Source organism: Leucobacter chromiireducens (genome assembly GCF_003917135.1).
Taxonomy (GTDB): Bacteria; Actinomycetota; Actinomycetes; order Actinomycetales; family Microbacteriaceae; genus Leucobacter; species Leucobacter chromiireducens_A.
Genome location: NZ_RPDI01000001.1, coordinates 145,659 through 160,776, shown reverse-complemented (window position 1 = coordinate 160,776; position 15,118 = coordinate 145,659). Strand labels below are relative to the sequence as shown.

13 protein-coding genes are annotated in these 15,118 nt (G+C 70.7%); 3 read left to right on the top strand and 10 right to left on the bottom strand.

The window, feature by feature from the left end:
• Nucleotides 1-134 precede the first annotated feature (134 nt).
• Complete coding sequence (gene pheA / locus EGM46_RS00675; RefSeq protein ID WP_125098241.1) at nt 135-1,094, bottom strand: prephenate dehydratase; 960 nt, start codon at nt 1,092-1,094, stop codon at nt 135-137.
• Between the two features lie 9 nt (nt 1,095-1,103).
• Nucleotides 1,104-2,744 (bottom strand): phosphoglucomutase (alpha-D-glucose-1,6-bisphosphate-dependent), encoded by a 1,641-nt coding sequence (pgm, locus tag EGM46_RS00670; protein ID WP_125098240.1) that lies wholly within the window; start codon nt 2,742-2,744, stop codon nt 1,104-1,106.
• Between the two features lie 215 nt (nt 2,745-2,959).
• On the opposite strand from pgm, the gene EGM46_RS00665 reads away from it, so the two are divergent.
• Nucleotides 2,960-3,766, top strand: a complete 807-nt coding sequence (locus tag EGM46_RS00665; protein ID WP_125098239.1) for an HAD-IIA family hydrolase — start codon at nt 2,960-2,962, stop codon at nt 3,764-3,766.
• On the opposite strand, the gene EGM46_RS00660 is transcribed toward EGM46_RS00665, so the two are convergent.
• Genes EGM46_RS00660 through EGM46_RS00640 form a run of 5 tightly spaced genes read right to left on the bottom strand, consistent with a single transcriptional unit; the run spans nt 3,763 to nt 9,324 of the window.
• Entirely contained in the window at nt 3,763-5,298 is a 1,536-nt protein-coding gene (locus EGM46_RS00660; protein WP_125098238.1) for a carboxyl transferase domain-containing protein, read from the bottom strand. The genes EGM46_RS00665 and EGM46_RS00660 overlap by 4 nt on opposite strands.
• Complete coding sequence (locus EGM46_RS00655) at nt 5,295-6,515, bottom strand: CaiB/BaiF CoA transferase family protein (RefSeq protein ID WP_125098237.1); 1,221 nt, start codon at nt 6,513-6,515, stop codon at nt 5,295-5,297. Before EGM46_RS00655 ends, EGM46_RS00660 begins: the two co-directional genes overlap by 4 nt.
• A gap of 34 nt (nt 6,516-6,549) precedes the next feature.
• Nucleotides 6,550-7,764 carry an amidohydrolase gene (locus EGM46_RS00650; RefSeq protein ID WP_125098236.1) on the bottom strand — a complete coding sequence of 405 codons (1,215 nt, stop codon included), beginning with the start codon at nt 7,762-7,764 and terminating at the stop codon, nt 6,550-6,552.
• A 36-nt stretch (nt 7,765-7,800) separates the two neighbouring features.
• On the bottom strand, nt 7,801-8,550 hold the full coding sequence (locus tag EGM46_RS00645) for a hypothetical protein (RefSeq protein ID WP_125098235.1): 750 nt from the start codon (nt 8,548-8,550) through the stop codon (nt 7,801-7,803).
• 18 nt (nt 8,551-8,568) lie between these two features.
• The gene (locus EGM46_RS00640; RefSeq protein WP_125098234.1) at nt 8,569-9,324 is read right to left on the bottom strand and encodes a DUF5058 family protein; all 756 of its coding nucleotides are present in this window, start codon (nt 9,322-9,324) and stop codon (nt 8,569-8,571) included.
• A gap of 210 nt (nt 9,325-9,534) precedes the next feature.
• Between EGM46_RS00640 and EGM46_RS00635 the strand changes: the two genes are divergently transcribed.
• Both EGM46_RS00635 and EGM46_RS00630 read left to right on the top strand, forming a co-directional pair.
• Complete coding sequence (locus EGM46_RS00635; RefSeq protein ID WP_431194061.1) at nt 9,535-10,956, top strand: amidase; 1,422 nt, start codon at nt 9,535-9,537, stop codon at nt 10,954-10,956.
• A 48-nt stretch (nt 10,957-11,004) separates the two neighbouring features.
• Nucleotides 11,005-11,961: an Lrp/AsnC family transcriptional regulator gene (locus EGM46_RS00630; protein ID WP_125098232.1), complete on the top strand. Its 957-nt coding sequence runs from the start codon at nt 11,005-11,007 to the stop codon at nt 11,959-11,961.
• A gap of 10 nt (nt 11,962-11,971) precedes the next feature.
• On the opposite strand, the gene EGM46_RS00625 is transcribed toward EGM46_RS00630, so the two are convergent.
• From EGM46_RS00625 to EGM46_RS00615, 3 genes are all read right to left on the bottom strand, one after another.
• Entirely contained in the window at nt 11,972-12,742 is a 771-nt protein-coding gene (locus EGM46_RS00625; RefSeq protein ID WP_125098231.1) for a sulfite exporter TauE/SafE family protein, read from the bottom strand.
• Between the two features lie 68 nt (nt 12,743-12,810).
• Complete coding sequence (locus tag EGM46_RS00620; RefSeq protein ID WP_125098230.1) at nt 12,811-14,352, bottom strand: gamma-glutamyltransferase family protein; 1,542 nt, start codon at nt 14,350-14,352, stop codon at nt 12,811-12,813.
• On the bottom strand, nt 14,349-15,059 hold the full coding sequence (locus EGM46_RS00615) for a FadR/GntR family transcriptional regulator (RefSeq protein WP_241156101.1): 711 nt from the start codon (nt 15,057-15,059) through the stop codon (nt 14,349-14,351). Before EGM46_RS00615 ends, EGM46_RS00620 begins: the two co-directional genes overlap by 4 nt.
• Between the last annotated feature and the right edge of the window lie 59 nt (nt 15,060-15,118).

The window sequence follows — 15,118 nt, the reverse complement described above, 5'->3', positions numbered from 1 at the left end:
TCGAGAAACCGTGCGGGATCGCGGCCGCGTCGCATCTCCCGCGTCCGCACTAGTGTGCATTACACAATAGTGCGCTGTCAAGAAGAGAGGACTGCGCCCGGGTCTGGCGCGCAGCAGTGGGCGGCGAGCGGCGGCTACGCCTCGCCGTCCGCGGTGCCCTCGATCACGCCGCGCAGCCAGTCGCGGGCGTCGCGGAACGCGTCGTCGTCGTGCGCCGCGCGAGTGGTGGCGGCGATGCGATCGGCGCGCGGGTACGAGCCGAGGAACACGACCTTCGGGCTGAACCGCTTCACCCCGAGCAGGGCGTCGGCGACGCGAGCGTCCTTCACGTGGCCCTCGGCGTCGAGCACGAAGCGGTAGCGCCCCATCCGATCGCCGATCGGCCGCGACGCGAGCAGCGTCAGGTTCACCCCGCGTGTGGCGAACTGCTCGAGCAGATCGAGCAGCGCGCCGGAGCGATCCTCGGGGAGCTCGATGATCAGCGAGGTCTTGTCCGCCCCCGTCGGCTCGCCCACGGGCACCGTGCGACTCACCATCACGAAGCGCGTCACCGCGTCCGGATTCTCCGCGATCCCCTCCGCGAGCACCTCAACGTCGTAGTGCTCCTCGATGCCGGGGGGCGCGATCGCCGCGTCGATCCCCTTGGTCGGGTCGAACAGATCGGCGGCGGCCTGCACGTTCGAGGTGGCGACGAGATGGCGGTGCTGGGACGTGTGCGCGTCCAACCAGTTGCGGCACTGCCCGTACGCCACCGGGTGCCCGGACACCACGCGCACGTCCTCGAGGCGCGTGCCCGGCTTCGCCACCAGCACGAAGCGCACGGGCACGAGGTACTCCCCCACAATGCGGAGGCCGGGGATCGTGGCGAGGAGGTCCTGCGCCACGGTCACGCCGCCGTCGATCGAGTTCTCGATCGCGATCATCGCCGCGTCGCTCCGCCCCGACACGACGTCGCCGAGGGCCTCGCCCAGGTTGTCGACCGGGTGCCACTCCTGGCCCGCGGCCTCGGGCGCCTGCTTCAGGGCCGCCTCCGTAAACGTCCCGGCAGGCCCCAGGTAGGAGTAGCGGCGGGAGGCGGCAGTGGTCTCAGACATGGCCCTAGGTTATCGGAGCACGCGGGCGACGAGCGCCTGCGCGGCCTGCTGCACGAGCGCGAGATGCTCGGGCCCGCGGAACGACTCGGCGTAGATCTTCATGACGTCCTCGGTGCCCGAGGGGCGTGCCGCGAACCAGGCGTGCTCGGTCTGCACCTTGAGCCCGCCGATCGCCGCGTCGTTGCCCGGCGCGCGGGTGAGGATCGCGATGATGGGATCCCCCGCGAGCTCCGTGTCCGTGACATCGCTCGGCGCGAGCGCCCCGAGCCGCGCCTTCTGCTCCGGCGTCGCCGCCGCGTCGATGCGCGCGTACGCCGGCGCACCGTGCCGCGCGACGAGCTCGTCGTAGCGCGCCGACGGCGACTGGCCAGTGACCGCCTGGATCTCGGCGGCGAGCAGGGCAAGCAGGATGCCGTCCTTGTCCGTGCTCCACGCGGTGCCGTCGAGGCGCTGGAAGGACGCCCCAGCGCTCTCCTCCCCGCCGAACACCACGGTGCCGTCGAACAGGCCGGGCACGAACCACTTGAAGCCGACGGGCACCTCGAGCAGCGCGCGGCCGTGCGAGTCCACCACGCGGTCGATCATCGCGGAGGACACGAGCGTCTTGCCGATGCCCGCCGCTGCCGGCCAGGCTGGCCGGTGCGTGAGCAGGTAGTCGATCGCCACCGCGAGGAAGTGGTTCGGGTTCATCAGCCCATCGGCGGTCACGATGCCGTGGCGATCAGCGTCCGCGTCGTTGCCCGTGATCAGGGAGAACTCCGCGCGGAACGCGTCGACCGTTGACATCACGTTCGCCGAGGACGGATCCATCCGGATCTTGCCGTCCCAGTCGAGGTGCATGAACCCCCACTGCGGGTCGACCCCGGGGCCGAGCACCGTGACGTTCAGCTCGTGCCGATCCCGGATCGCCGCCCAGTACGCGACGCTCGCCCCGCCGAGCGGGTGCGCGGCGAACGCGGTGCCGGCGTCGCGGATCGCCGCGAGGTCGATCACCTCGGTGAGGTCGTCGACGTAGCCGCCGAGGAAGTCGAAGCGCTCGGCGGAGGCGACGGCGTGGGCGTCCGCGCGCGGGATCGCGGCGATGCCCGCCTCGAGCAGTGCGTTTGCGCGCGCCGCGATCCAGTTCGTCGCGTCGCTGTCCGCCGGACCGCCGTGCGGGGGGTTGTACTTGAAGCCGCCGTCGGCCGGCGGATTGTGGCTCGGGGTGACGACGATGCCATCGGCGCGCGCCGGATCGTCGGCCGCCAGCCCGCGGTTGTGGGCGAGGATCGCGTGGCTGAGCGCCGGGGTGGGGACGAACCAGGCGTCGCCCTCCCCGGCGGAGGGGCGCACGTCGACCCCAGCGGCGAGCAGCACCTCGACGGCGGTGCGCTCGGCTGGCGCCGACAGCGGGTGCGTGTCTGCACCGATGAAGAGCGGGCCGGCGATGCCCTGTGCCGCGCGGTACTCCGCGATGGCGGCGCTGATGGCGGCGATGTGCGCGTCGGTGAACGCGCCGGAGAACGCCGAGCCGCGGTGCCCTGAGGTGCCGAACACGACGCGCTGCGCCGGGTTCGCGAGGTCCGGCGTCGTCTCGGCGTACGCCAGGAGCAGGGCGTCGACGTCGACGAGGTCTTCGGGTCGGGCTTTCGTGCCTGCGCGTTCGTGCATGCCAGCTATCCTCCCACGCCGCCTGGCGGCCCGCCCCCGCTCGCCCCCGCCTTCCCTTCCTCTCCTCTCCCCCGGATCGGGGTCACTTCGGCAGGGTGTCGCGGCCGCTGGGCACACGACACCCTGCCGAAGTGACCCCGATCCGCTTGGGGCGGGCGGGCGGGGCGGGGGGCGGGCGTAACCGGGCGTTCACAGGGGCGGGCTATCCTAAAGCCATGATCGAGAGTGTGGTCCACCCCCGCCGAGACGACATCGAGTGCTGGCTCACCGACATGGACGGGGTGCTCGTACACGAGAACCGCGCGATCCCCGGGGCGTCCGAACTGCTCGAGCACTGGCGCGAGGCAGAAATGCCCTACCTCGTGCTCACCAACAACTCGATCTTCACCGCGCGCGATCTCAGCGCACGGCTCGCCGCCTCGGGGATCGACGTCCCCGAGGACCGGATCTGGACGAGCGCGCTCGCCACCGCGGCCTTCCTAAAGCAGCAGAAGCCCGGCGGCTCGGCATTCGTCATTGGCGAGGCCGGCATTCTCACCGCGCTGCACGACGCCGGGTACGTGATGACCGAGTCTGATCCCGACTTCGTGGTGGTTGGCGAGACCCGCAACTACTCGTTCGAGGCGATCACGAAAGCGATCCGCCTGATCAGCCGCGGCGCGCGCTTCATCTCAACGAACCCGGACGCCACGGGGCCGAGCCCGGAGGGCCCGCTCCCAGCGACGGGCGCCATCAACGCGCTCATCACGAAGGCGACGGGTATGGAGCCCTACATCGTCGGCAAGCCGAACCCCATGATGTTCCGCTCGGCGCTCAACAAGATCGGCGCGCACTCGCACAACACGGGCATGATCGGGGACCGCATGGACACCGACATCATCGCGGGCATGGAGGCCGGCCTCCACACCGTGCTCGTGATGACGGGGATCTCGGATCGCGCCGAGATCGAGCGCTTCCCCTTCCAGCCCGACGAGGTGCTCGGCTCGGTGGCGGAACTGCTCCCCAAGGCCGAGGGCAACTAGACGGCAGTCAGGCTCCCGCTCCCGAGCGCCCCAGGACGGCGGTAGCGGTCGTGGCGGCGCAGCCGGCGGTGCTCCTCGTTCTGCAGCTGAAGGGCCGCGAGCTCCTGCGCGATCGCGTCGCCCATCCGGCGGCTGAAAGCCTCCGGCTCGTCCGATGCGTCCGGGTGCTCCGCGATCACGCGGTCCACGATGCCGTGCGCGACGAGGTTGCCGGTCGCGACGCCCTGCTGCGCCGCGAGCTCCGGCGCGTGCGCCGTGTCCCGGTGCACGATCGCCGACGCCCCCTCCGGGGGAAGCGGCGACAGCCACGCGTGCTCGGCCGCGAGCGTCCGGTCGGCCGGCAGCAGCGCGAGCGCGCCGCCGCCCGTGCCCTCGCCGAGCAGGATCGAGAGGGTGGGCCCGCGGTGCGTGGCGAGGTCAGCGAGGCAGTGCGCGATCTCCGACGCGAGACCGCCCTCCTCCGCCGCCCGTGAGAGCGCGGCGCCCGGCGTATCGATCACGGTGATCAGCGGGAGCTGGAGGTCGTCGGCGAGGCGCATCGCGCGGCGAGCGGCGCGCAGCGCTCCGGGGCCGAGCGGGGCACGCGTGCGTTGGGAGCGCCGATCCTGTCCCACGACGACGGCGGGAGCGCCGCCGAAGCGGGCGAGGCACAGCGTGAGCCCGGGATCACGCTCCCCCTGACCTGTGCCAGAGAGCGGCACGACATCGGTCGCGGCTGTGCGGAGCAGTTCGCGGAGGCCCGGGCGGCGCGGATCACGCGTCCGGGTGATCGAGGCCCAGGCGTCCGCGGATCCTGCCGGACGCTCGTGCGCGGACTCCGGTGTCTCCGCGAGCTCGACGAGTTGCTGATGCGTGGGCCGCTCAAGGATGCGGAGTGTTCGCCCTACCACGTCGCGGAGTTCCCGCGCGGGGAGTACGCCATCGATGAGGCCAAGCCGCGCGAGATTCTCAGCGACCTGCACACCTGAAGGAAATGTCTCCCCCATGAGCGCTTCATAGACGCGCGGGCCCAGGAAGCCGACGAGCGCCCCGGGCTCCGCGACCGTGACCTGCCCGAGGGATCCGAACGATGCGAGCGCGCCGCCCGTCGAGGGGTGGCGCAGGTACACCAGGTAGGGCAGGCAGGCGGCCTTGTGCGCCGCAACCGCCGCGGCGATCTTCACCATCGCGACGAACGCGACGGTGCCCTCCTGCATCCGGGTGCCGCCGGAGGCCGGCGACGCCAGCACCGGCAGGCGTTCGGCGGTGGCTCGCTCCATCGCGCGCACGAAGCGCTCGGCAGCCGCCGTGCCGACCGACCCGGCGAGGAAGCGGAACTCGCAGGCGATGAGCACCACCCGTCGCCCGTCGACGCGCGCCTCGCCGGTGATGATCGACTCGTCGACCCCGCTCTTCTCCGCCGCGACCGCGAGCTCGGCGCGGTAGGCGTCGCCGAGATCCGGCTGCGCGGGCGTCGTGTCCCAGCTCACGTAGCTCCCAGGGTCCGCGATGAGCTCGATGAGCTCGCGCGCGGAGCGCCGCACGGCGGTCACGCGAGCGCCCCCGTCGCGGCGGGCGTTCGATCCGCGGTCTCCGCGAGCCAGGCGCGGATCTCGTCCCCGTGCTGATCGAGCGTCGGCGGCGCCTGGTGCGCCGTGCGCGCGCGCTCGGTCTCCCCCGCCGCGTCGACGTCGAAGAAGCGCAGCGCCGGCCCGGGAAGCGAGATCGTGCCGAGCGCCGCGTGTTCGACCTCGACGACGAGACCCTGCGACCTCACCTGATCCCACGCGTACACCTCGGGCAGGCTCCGCACCTTGCCGGCCGGGATCCCCGCGGCCGCGAGTCTGGTGAGCAACTGCTCGGTGTCACTGTCGGCGAACGCCGCTTCGACGGCACGAATCGTGGCCTCACGCGACGCCACGCGCTCGGCGTTCGATCCGAACCCCGACGCGTCGGCCTGCACGCCGAACTCCGCGCAGAACGCCTGCCAGAGGCGCTCGCTCCCCACACTCATCTGCACGGCACCGTCCCGGCAGCGGAAGAGACCGTAGGGCGCAATCGAGGGGTGGTGGTTCCCCTGCGCACGCGGGTGCTCTCCCGCGACCGTCGCACGCGTTCCCTGGAACGCGTGGACCCCGACCACGGAGGAGAGCAGCGAGGTGCGCACCACGCGGCCGCGGCCGGTGCACGTGCGATCAACGAGGGCGGCAAGCACGCCGACGACCCCGTGGATCCCGCCCAGCAGGTCGGCGATCGGCGTGCCGACGCGCTGCGGGTCGTCCGGCCCGGAGCCCGTGAGCGACATCAGTCCGGCCTCACCCTGCACGATCTGGTCGTAGCCGGCGCGGCCGCCCTCCGGGCCATCGTGCCCAAATCCCGTGATGGAGAGCTGCACGAGTCGCGGGTTCAGCTCGGCGAGCGCTGCCGTCGAGAACCCCAGCCGATCCATCACCCCCGTGCGGAAGTTCTCGATCAGCACGTCGGCCCTGGCCAGGAGGTCGGTGAGTACCGCGCGGCCGTCCTCGCTTTTCAGATCCAGCGCGATCGACTCCTTGTTGCGGTTGCAGGACAGGAAGTACGTCGAGTAGCTGCCCCCGTCGCTGCCGGGAACGAAGGGAGGCCCCCACGACCGCGTATCGTCGCCGCCAGCCGGCGTCTCCACCTTGATGACGCGCGCACCAAGGTCCCCCAGCATCTGTCCGGCGTGCGGCCCCGCGAGTGCACGCGAGAGATCCACCACCAACGTCCCATCCAGTGTTCCCTGGTTCATCCTGCTGACCTTTCTTGCGTGCTGACGACGCGGATCACTTGCCCGCGGCGAGGTAATGCCCGATCGCGGCGACGGCCGCGCGGACTCCCGTGCTGAGCGTCGGCTCAAGGTCCGGGAGGAAGTACGGGGAGTGGTTGACCGGGGGCTCGGCGACGTCCGCGGCGAAGCCGCCGAAGAACCAGTACACGCCGGGCACGCCGATGCTGTCGGGCAGCGTGCCAAAGTCCTCCGACCCCATAGCCGGCGGGATCCGCAACACGTTCCCCCCGCCGAGCTCACGCTCGAGCGCGGCGCGTACCTCCTCCGACTCGCGCTCGTCGTTCGTGAGCTGGGGGAAGCGGTAGATCTCCTCGATGGTGGGGTGAGGGGCGCCCGACGCGTCGGCCTCGGCGTTGACGATGCGCGTGATCGCGCCGAGGACGTGGTCGCGGACGTCCGTCCCGAGCGTCCGGATGTTCAGGGTGAACTCGGCCTCCGCCGGGATGATGTTCTCCTTCAGACCTGCGTGGAAGGTGCCGCACGTGACGACGGCGGGCGCCTGCGGCGAGAGCTCACGCGACACGATGGTCTGCAGCCGGGCCACCATGTGCGCGCCGAGCACGATCGGGTCGATCGAGTCCTGCGGCTGCGAGCCGTGCGACTGCCTGCCGTGCACCGTGATCCGCAGGGCATCGGCCATCGCCATCGCCGGCCCCGTCGCGAGCGCGATGCTGCCGGCCGGTGCCGCCGGGAACACGTGCTGCCCGAGCACCACCGTGGGGCGCGGGGCGCGCTCCCAGAGGCCGTCGGCCACCATGGCGGCGGCCCCGGCCGCGGTCTCCTCCCCCGGCTGGAACACCCACACGACCGTGCCGCGCCACCGCTCCGGCTGCCGGACGAGCAGCGCGGCGGCAGCGAGCGCGGCGGCGACGTGCGTATCGTGCCCGCACCCGTGCATCACGGGCACGACGGTGCCGTCCGGCAGGGTGCCGGTCGCGGTTGAGGCGTAGTCGGCACCGGTGTCCTCGCGGATGGGAAGCCCGTCGGTGTCCGCGCGGAAGCCGACGACCGGCCCATCCCCGTTCCGCAGGATCCCGACGACGCCGGTCCCGCCGCAGCGGAAGTGTTCGATCCCCAGCTCCCCGAGCCGGGTCTCGATGAACTCCGCGGTGCCGTGCTCCTGCATCGAGAGCTCTGGGGTGCGGTGGAGGTGGCGGTAGCTGTCGTGCAGCTGCGCCAGCTCGGCCGCGGTCAGTTCCGTGTTCAGCATGTGTGGTGCTCCGTTTCGCTCGTGCGCGGCATCGCGCTAGTTGACCAGGGCGTCGTCCTCGGCCGGCTGGGCGCTCGCGCGATCACGCAGGACCAGCGAGAGCACAATGGCGAGGAGCACGACGATCGCGGTCGCGAACATGCCGAGCGCGGGAGCGACGGGGACCACGACGAACTGCATGATGAGCGCGAGCCCGATCGCGATGAGGGTAGGGCGGAGCTGCTTCATCGACACGATGGCCTGCACGAGCACGGCGCCCATCAGCGAGGGCAGGATGTAGAGGCGCGCCACCTCGATGAGGTCGGCGGGGATCACGGACACGAGCCAGCTGCCGAGCAGGCCGACGAACACGAGCAGGCTCACGAGGTGCACGGTTGCCGCGCCGCAGATCGCCATCACGGAGGCGAGATCGCCGCGGCGCGAGCCGGGCTTCGCCCCGATGCTGGACTGCGCGACGATTGCGGCCGGGAGCAGCTTGTTCGAGATGTTGCCGATCATGAAGGCCTGGTACATCGCCGCCGAGCCGAGAATCGGATAGTAGGTGACGGGTTCAACGACCCAGAACACGCCGAAGGTGGCCGCGACGGCAAGGAACGCGGTGAGCACCATCGGCCAGCTGAGCCCGAGGTCGGTGAAGAAGAAGAGGTAGAACGGCCCGGCGAGGGAGAGCAGGAGGCCGAGGATCATGGTGGCCGATCCGTACCGGCTCGTCTGCCGGTCGAACCGGCTCATCGCGGCGTCGGCGGTGGCGGCCGCGGCTGGAGTGTGTGTGGTGGTGAGTTCCATTGCGATGCTCCTAGGTGCTTATGCGGCGACGGGCGTGTGGAGGAGGAATGCGACGAAGAGGGCGATGAGGATCGAGAAGCCGAGCGCCCACTCCTTGAGCCACTTGAGGTGCAGCAGCTTCGCGATGAGCAGGCACAGCGCCATCACCCCAGCCGAGACGAGCACGAGGAGCAGGTGGAGCGAGGACTTCCCGGTCTCCGCAACGGCGAGCATCGAGAACGCGCCGAGCAGCGCGGCGGCGGGGATCAGCGCCATGATGGCGGGGTTTCGCTTGCTGAGCGTTTGCGAGCCACGCTTCAGGATCGGGGTGAGCAGCAGCGTGCAGAGCATCCACATGCCGCCGGAGAGACTCATCGCCATGAAGGCGACCGCGAACACCTGCTGCGTGTAGGAGTCAGCGCCGAGCTCCGCGCCCATGCTCGTCGCGGCGATGCCTGCGGAGGCGGTCTCCGTCGCGGCGGAGCCGATGAGGCCGATGCGCACGAGCACGGCCGGCGTGCCAAACAGGGCGAGCAGGGCGATCGCGACGAGCACGACCGCGAGCGATGGGCCGATCGAGGCGACCGCGCCGGCCCGGTACGACTCGCGAATTTCCTTGAGCGGCATGTCGATCCCCGCGGCGGCGGTGCGCGCTGCGCGGATGTACAGGAAGGTCTGGAGGAAGATCACCGCGAACACCCCGAGGGCGAAGATCCACAGGATCGGCGAGTTCGCGATCGCCCAGATGTCGGTGGATCCGGGGTCAGCAAATCGGTACGGCGCAGTTGCCGGCATGTTGTGCTCCTTTGCATCTCATGCGATGAAGACGAGAAATCTTTCGATCACCCTGCGGGAGAAGCCTGCCCGTCGACAAGGGCCTGGGCGAATCGGCCACGGATGTGGCGAGTCTCCCCGTTCTGGCGCATTCCACGGATTTCCACTTCTTGGCGCGTGCGAGTTCCGGCAGGGTGGGGGCATCCGCATTTCAACGGCGAAAGGCATCCGATACCGATGGACATCCAAAACCTGAGCGCAGTCGAGGTCACGCACCTCATCCGTCGCCGCGAACTCTCGGCCCGTGAGGCGCTCGAGAGCCACATCGCCGCGATCGAGGACCGCAACGCACCGGTGAACGCGGTGATCACGACCGACTTCGAGCGCGCGAGGGAGCTCGCGGCGCTGGCCGATGAGCGCACGGCACACGGTGAGCCGACGGGGATCCTGCACGGGCTCCCGATGACGCACAAGGACACGTTCAACACCGCTGGGCTGCGCTCGACGCAGGGTTCGCTCGCCCTTGAGCACCACACGCCTGAGCGGGACGATCTGCAGATCGCGCGGCTCGCGGCGGCCGGCGCGATCCGCACGGGGAAGACGAACGTGCCCGAGTTTGGCGCGGGGTCGCACACGTTCAACGACCTCTTCGGCACGACGACGAACCCGTACGCCCCCGACCGCTCGGCCGGCGGCTCCTCCGGCGGCGTCGCTGCGGTGGTCGCCTCGCGCATCCAGGCGTTCGGCGACGGCTCGGACATGGGCGGCTCGCTCCGGATCCCGGCGTCCTTCTGCAACGTGTACGGGCTGCGCCCCTCCTACGGGGTGATCCCGATGGAGGGCGCGACGAACGCGTACACCTGGCTCGCACGCTCCGGCCCGATGGCGCGGAGCGTCGAGGACCTCGCGCTGTTCATGCGCGCAAGCACGGGGCCGACCACCCTGCCGAACCCGAGCCCGCTCACGCCGGCCGACTTCGGCACGCCGCTCCCCGATCTGCGCGGGGTACGCATCGGCTACAGCTTCGACTTCGGGATCGGGATCCCGGTCGAGGCGGAGATCGTCGACGTGCTGCGCACGCAGCTGCAGGTGTTCGAGGACGCCGGCGCGATCCTCGAGGAGGCGAGCATTGATTTCTCCGACGCCGACGAGGTCTTCCAGGTGACGCGCGCCTACGACTTTGCGACGGGGATCGGGCCGCTCCTCGCCACGCACCGTGACGTGATCAAACCTGAGGTGATCTGGAACGTCGAGACCGGCCAGCAGCTGAGCGCCGCAGACCTCATCTCGGCGCAGGCCGCGCGCACCCGGCTGGAGGCCGCGGTGCAGGCGTTCTTTGCGCGCTACGACGCGTTCCTCAGCCCGGCAGCGCAGGTGCTCCCCTTCGACGCGAGCTGGCGGTGGCCGGAGTCGATCGCCGGCGTCGCCGCGCGGACGTACCTCGACTGGATGCGCTCCGCGTGCGTGCTCTCGGCGACGAGCCTGCCCGTGCTCGCGATGCCTGGCGGCTTCACCGCCGAGGGGCTTCCGGTCGGCTGGCAGCTCGCCGCGAACCACTACCGCGACCCCGCACTGCTGCAGTGGGCGGCGGCGTATGAGCAGGCGACTGGCTTTGCAAAACTGCCACCGAAACAACTCGTGCAGCGTCGCTAGACTACTGCTGCTCGGGTCCGAGCACGATCGGTTGAGGAGGACCGCGAGATGGCCACACCAGGGCTGAATCACTTGCAGCTGCGCATCGTGGCCGCGCTCCAGGTGGATGGCCGGGCCTCCTGGCGCAAGATCGCGGAGGCGCTCGGCGAGCCCGAGCGCACGGTCGCGCGGCACGGCTCGGATCTCCTCGAGAGCGGGCGCGTGGTCGTCGCCGCGGTGACGCACTACGAGCACCAGATGATCCTCGCGTGCGAGAGCACGGCCGGCACCGCCCTCATCAGCAGCGAGGCGCTCGCGCAGCGCGCCGACGTCACCTTCTGCTACCTCACCACGGGGCGCGCCGAGGTGGTCGCGGAGATCGGCTACCACGAGAACCTTCGCGAGCTCCTGACCCTGCAGTTGCCAGCAACCGCGGGGCTCAGGAGCTTTGCCGCGTTTCCGGTGCTGAAGTACTTCAAGACGATCCGTGGGTGGCGCAGCGGCGCGCTCACCGCGGCCGAGGAGCAGACGCTCCTCGCCAGGACCGGGAACGACCGCACCGAGTGGACCATTCCGGAGAGCCGCGGTCCCAAGGACGGTGAGATCCTGCGAGCGCTGCAGGAGGACGGCCGCGTCAGCATCGAGGCGCTCGCGCGCCGCGCGAAGATGAGCGAGACCTCCGTGGCACGCAGGATCGAGTGGCTCCTCGGCTCCGGCCAGTGCTCGATTCGAGCCCTCGTCGAGCCCGCGCTCGTCGGTTACCCGGTCGAGTCGATGCTGTGGGTCCAGGTGCCGCCGCACCGGGTCGAGGCGCTCGGGCACGAGCTCGGCACCTGGCCGGAGGTGCGATACGCCGCGGCCATCACCGGCGACTACCAGCTCGTGCTGAATCTCACTGCGACCACACACGCCGAGCTCTACGCCCTGCTCGCGCACCCGATCTGGTCGAGCGACGTGACCCACCTGCGCACCGACCTCATCGTCGAGGCGCGCAAGCGCGGTGGTCGTCTGCTCAGCAGGAGCTGATTACCGGCCGCTACTTCTTGATCGTCTTCCAGAGCATCTGCCCGAGCACGAAGGCGAGCAGCAGCGAGAACGCGACGTTCGACCAGAACGGCGGGATGTGCGTCGCGATGACCGACCCGACGGGCGACAGCACGCTCGCGGCGATCCCGAGGATCGCGGCGGCGCGAAGGTCAACGTTGCGGCGGCGCATGTTGCCGATCGTGCCCGAGATCGAGCCGGGGATGAGCATGATGAGCGAGGTGCCCTTCGCGATGAGGTCGCTCGCGCCGAAGAAGAACATGAGCACGGGGACCACGACGACCCCGCCGCCGACGCCGAGCAGCCCCGACAGTACGCCGGTGACGAGACCGGTGACCACGAGCAGCACGATGATGAGCGTGCTCTTCTCGATCTCGGCGTCGCGCTGCGGGACAACGAACCAGAGGCTCACCACCACCGCAGCGAGGAAGCCCATGAACAGCCAGCGCAGGAACCCGGTCGGCACCTTCGAGAGCAGGTAGCTGCCGATCTGCGCGCCAACGATCACGCCGGCCGCCAGCGCGATCGCCGTGATCCAGTCGACGTTGCCCTGGACCGCGTAGCCGATGCCGCCCACCACTGCGGCGGGCAGGATCGCGGCGACCGAGGTGCCGGCCGCGAGCCGCTGTTGAAAGCCGAGGAACATCACGAGCATCGGGACGAGGACGACGCCGCCACCGATCCCGAACACCCCCGAGAGGAGTCCAGTGAGTGCCCCGAGCAGGGCGAGAACGAGGAAGCTGGAGCGAGCAGGCTGAGTCATGAAGCGTCGATTCTGGAAGTGCGTGGGCGGGGTACTGAGTGCTGGGGGGTGCCGGGAGGCCGCCCCGCTCACCCTGACGCGTGCACCACGATGGCCGAACCGTCCGACCGCGGATCGCTCGCGGCCTCGTAGCCGTCTCGCGTCACGCGGATCACGTTTGAGTGGCCGAGATCCTCCGTGTACGGGGCGACCTCGGTGATCGCGAAGCCAGCCGCGGCGATCGCGTCGCGCGTGTGCTGCGGCACATCGGACTCGGCCATGACCCGCGCCGGCCCCATCCCGAGCCACTCCTCCACCATCCAGCGCGGCGCGTGCGTCGCCTCGTGCGGCGTCGCACCGGCGAGAGCGCGCAGCAGCAACTGGGCGTGGATCTGCGGCTGCGCGGCCCCGCCCATCGTCGCAGGCACCCAGGCGAGCTCGTCGCCGCGCAGGATGAGCACCGGCATGAGGGTGTGCCGCGGACGCTTCCCCGGCGCGAACGCGTTCGGGGAAGCCGGATCGAGGGAGAACGAGGTGCCCCGGTTCTGGAACAGGATCCCGGTCTCGGGTTCGAGGATGTGCGCGCCGAAGCTCCAATACACGGAGTTGATGAACGAGACGGCCCAGCCGTCCTCGCTCACCGCGGCGAAGCCGACGGTGTCCCCGCTCGCCTTCGCGGCACCGGCGGTCGGGAACGCTGGAGCGGAGAGCGCGACGAGCTCCTCGCCGGTGGCGCCACCGAAGGTCGGGTCCGAGAGGTGGCTCGCGCGGATCGCGTTGGCGTCGCGGAAGGCGCGCGCGAGCTCGCCTGCCCCCGCCCCGAGCGGATCCTCGATGCCCGCGGCGACCGCGTCGAGGGCGCGCAGCAGCATGAAGCCCGAGGTGTTCGGTGGCCCGGTGAGCACGCGCACGTCGCCGAACGCCCCCTCGAGCGGTGCAGCCCAGAACCCCTGATAGTCGATCGCGTCTTGCGTCGTGATTCGTGAGCCGAGCCGCTGCAGACCCGCGATCCAGCGCTCGGCCGTCTCGCCCTCGTAGAACTCGGCTGAGCCACCCGCGGCGATGCGGCGGAGTGTCCCGGCGAGCGCCGGCTGCGCGAGGGTCTCCCCCTCGGCGATCGGCTCACCGCCCGGGTAGAACACGGCGCGCGCGCCGGGATCCTGCTCGAGCGTCGCCCGGTCTTCAATCAGCGCGGCCGCCACCGAGCGCGAGTTGGGGAACCCCTCCTCAGCGTGGCGGATCGCGGCCTCGAAGTGCGCCGCCCACGGCCGGGTCGCCCCGTACTCGTGCAGTGAGTTCCAGCCGCAGACCCCGCCCGGCACGGTGACCGTGTCGATCCCGCGCAGCGGGAGCGCCTCGCCGTGCCGCTCGCGGAGCGCGGTGAGCGTCTGCGCCGCAGGCGCGGTGCCCGTGGCGTTCAAGAAGCGCACCTCGCCGTCGGGGCTGCGCACGAGCGCGACGAGGTCGCCGCCGAGCGCCACATTGTTCGGGTACACGACGCACAGGGTCGCGGCAGCGGCGAGTGCCGCGTCGATCGCGTTGCCGCCAGCGGCGAGCACGGCGGCCCCGGCCTCGGTGGCGAGGTGGTGCGAGGTGGAGATGGCGCCGCGCGGGCGCGCAGTGGTGGTCATGATCGCGCTCCCCCGTGCTCGTCGACCGCCTTGGCGATCTCCCGACTGATGTCGAGCACGTGCGCGCGGGCTTCCTCCTCGGCACGCGCACCGTCGCGCGCCGCGATCGCCTCGTAGATGCGTCGATGCGCGACGCTCGACGCCTGCCTGCGTGCCTTGGTCTGATACCTGCGCGCGCGGCTCGGTGCGATCTGGTTGGCGATCTGCTCGTTGATGAGGGAGAGCAGTGGGTTGTGCGTGTACTGGGCGATCGCCTGATGGAAGGCTCGATCGAGTTCGGCGTACCGCTCCTTCGTGACGTCGACCTCCATCGCCTTCACGAGCTCCTCGAGCTGCGTCAGGTCGCGCGGTTGGGCGCGAGCCGCGGTGATCCGGGCGATCGGCGGCTCCACGATGGCGCGCAGCTCCATGATGTCCGTGAGCTCCGTGCGCATCGCGGAGAACGCCTCGATGACGTCGTCGGACGCGCTCGCCACGGCGCCGGGGGCGAGGATAATCGTCCCCCTGCCGGGCTTCCGGTCGATCAGCCCACGGTTTTCGAGCTCCCGGAGTGCCTCGCGCACGGAGACGCGAGACACGCTGAGGAGCTGCGCGAGCTCGCGCTCGGCTGGGAGCTTCTCGCCCGGCGCGAGTTCACCCTCAAGGATCAACCGCTCCAGGTCGACCGAGAGCCGGTCAGGTACCGAGAGCGTTTCGCCCCGGTTCATCGAACCCCAGTCCATTTCGTCCACCAATCTCGTTCATCCGCGGTCCGCGCACGAGCGCG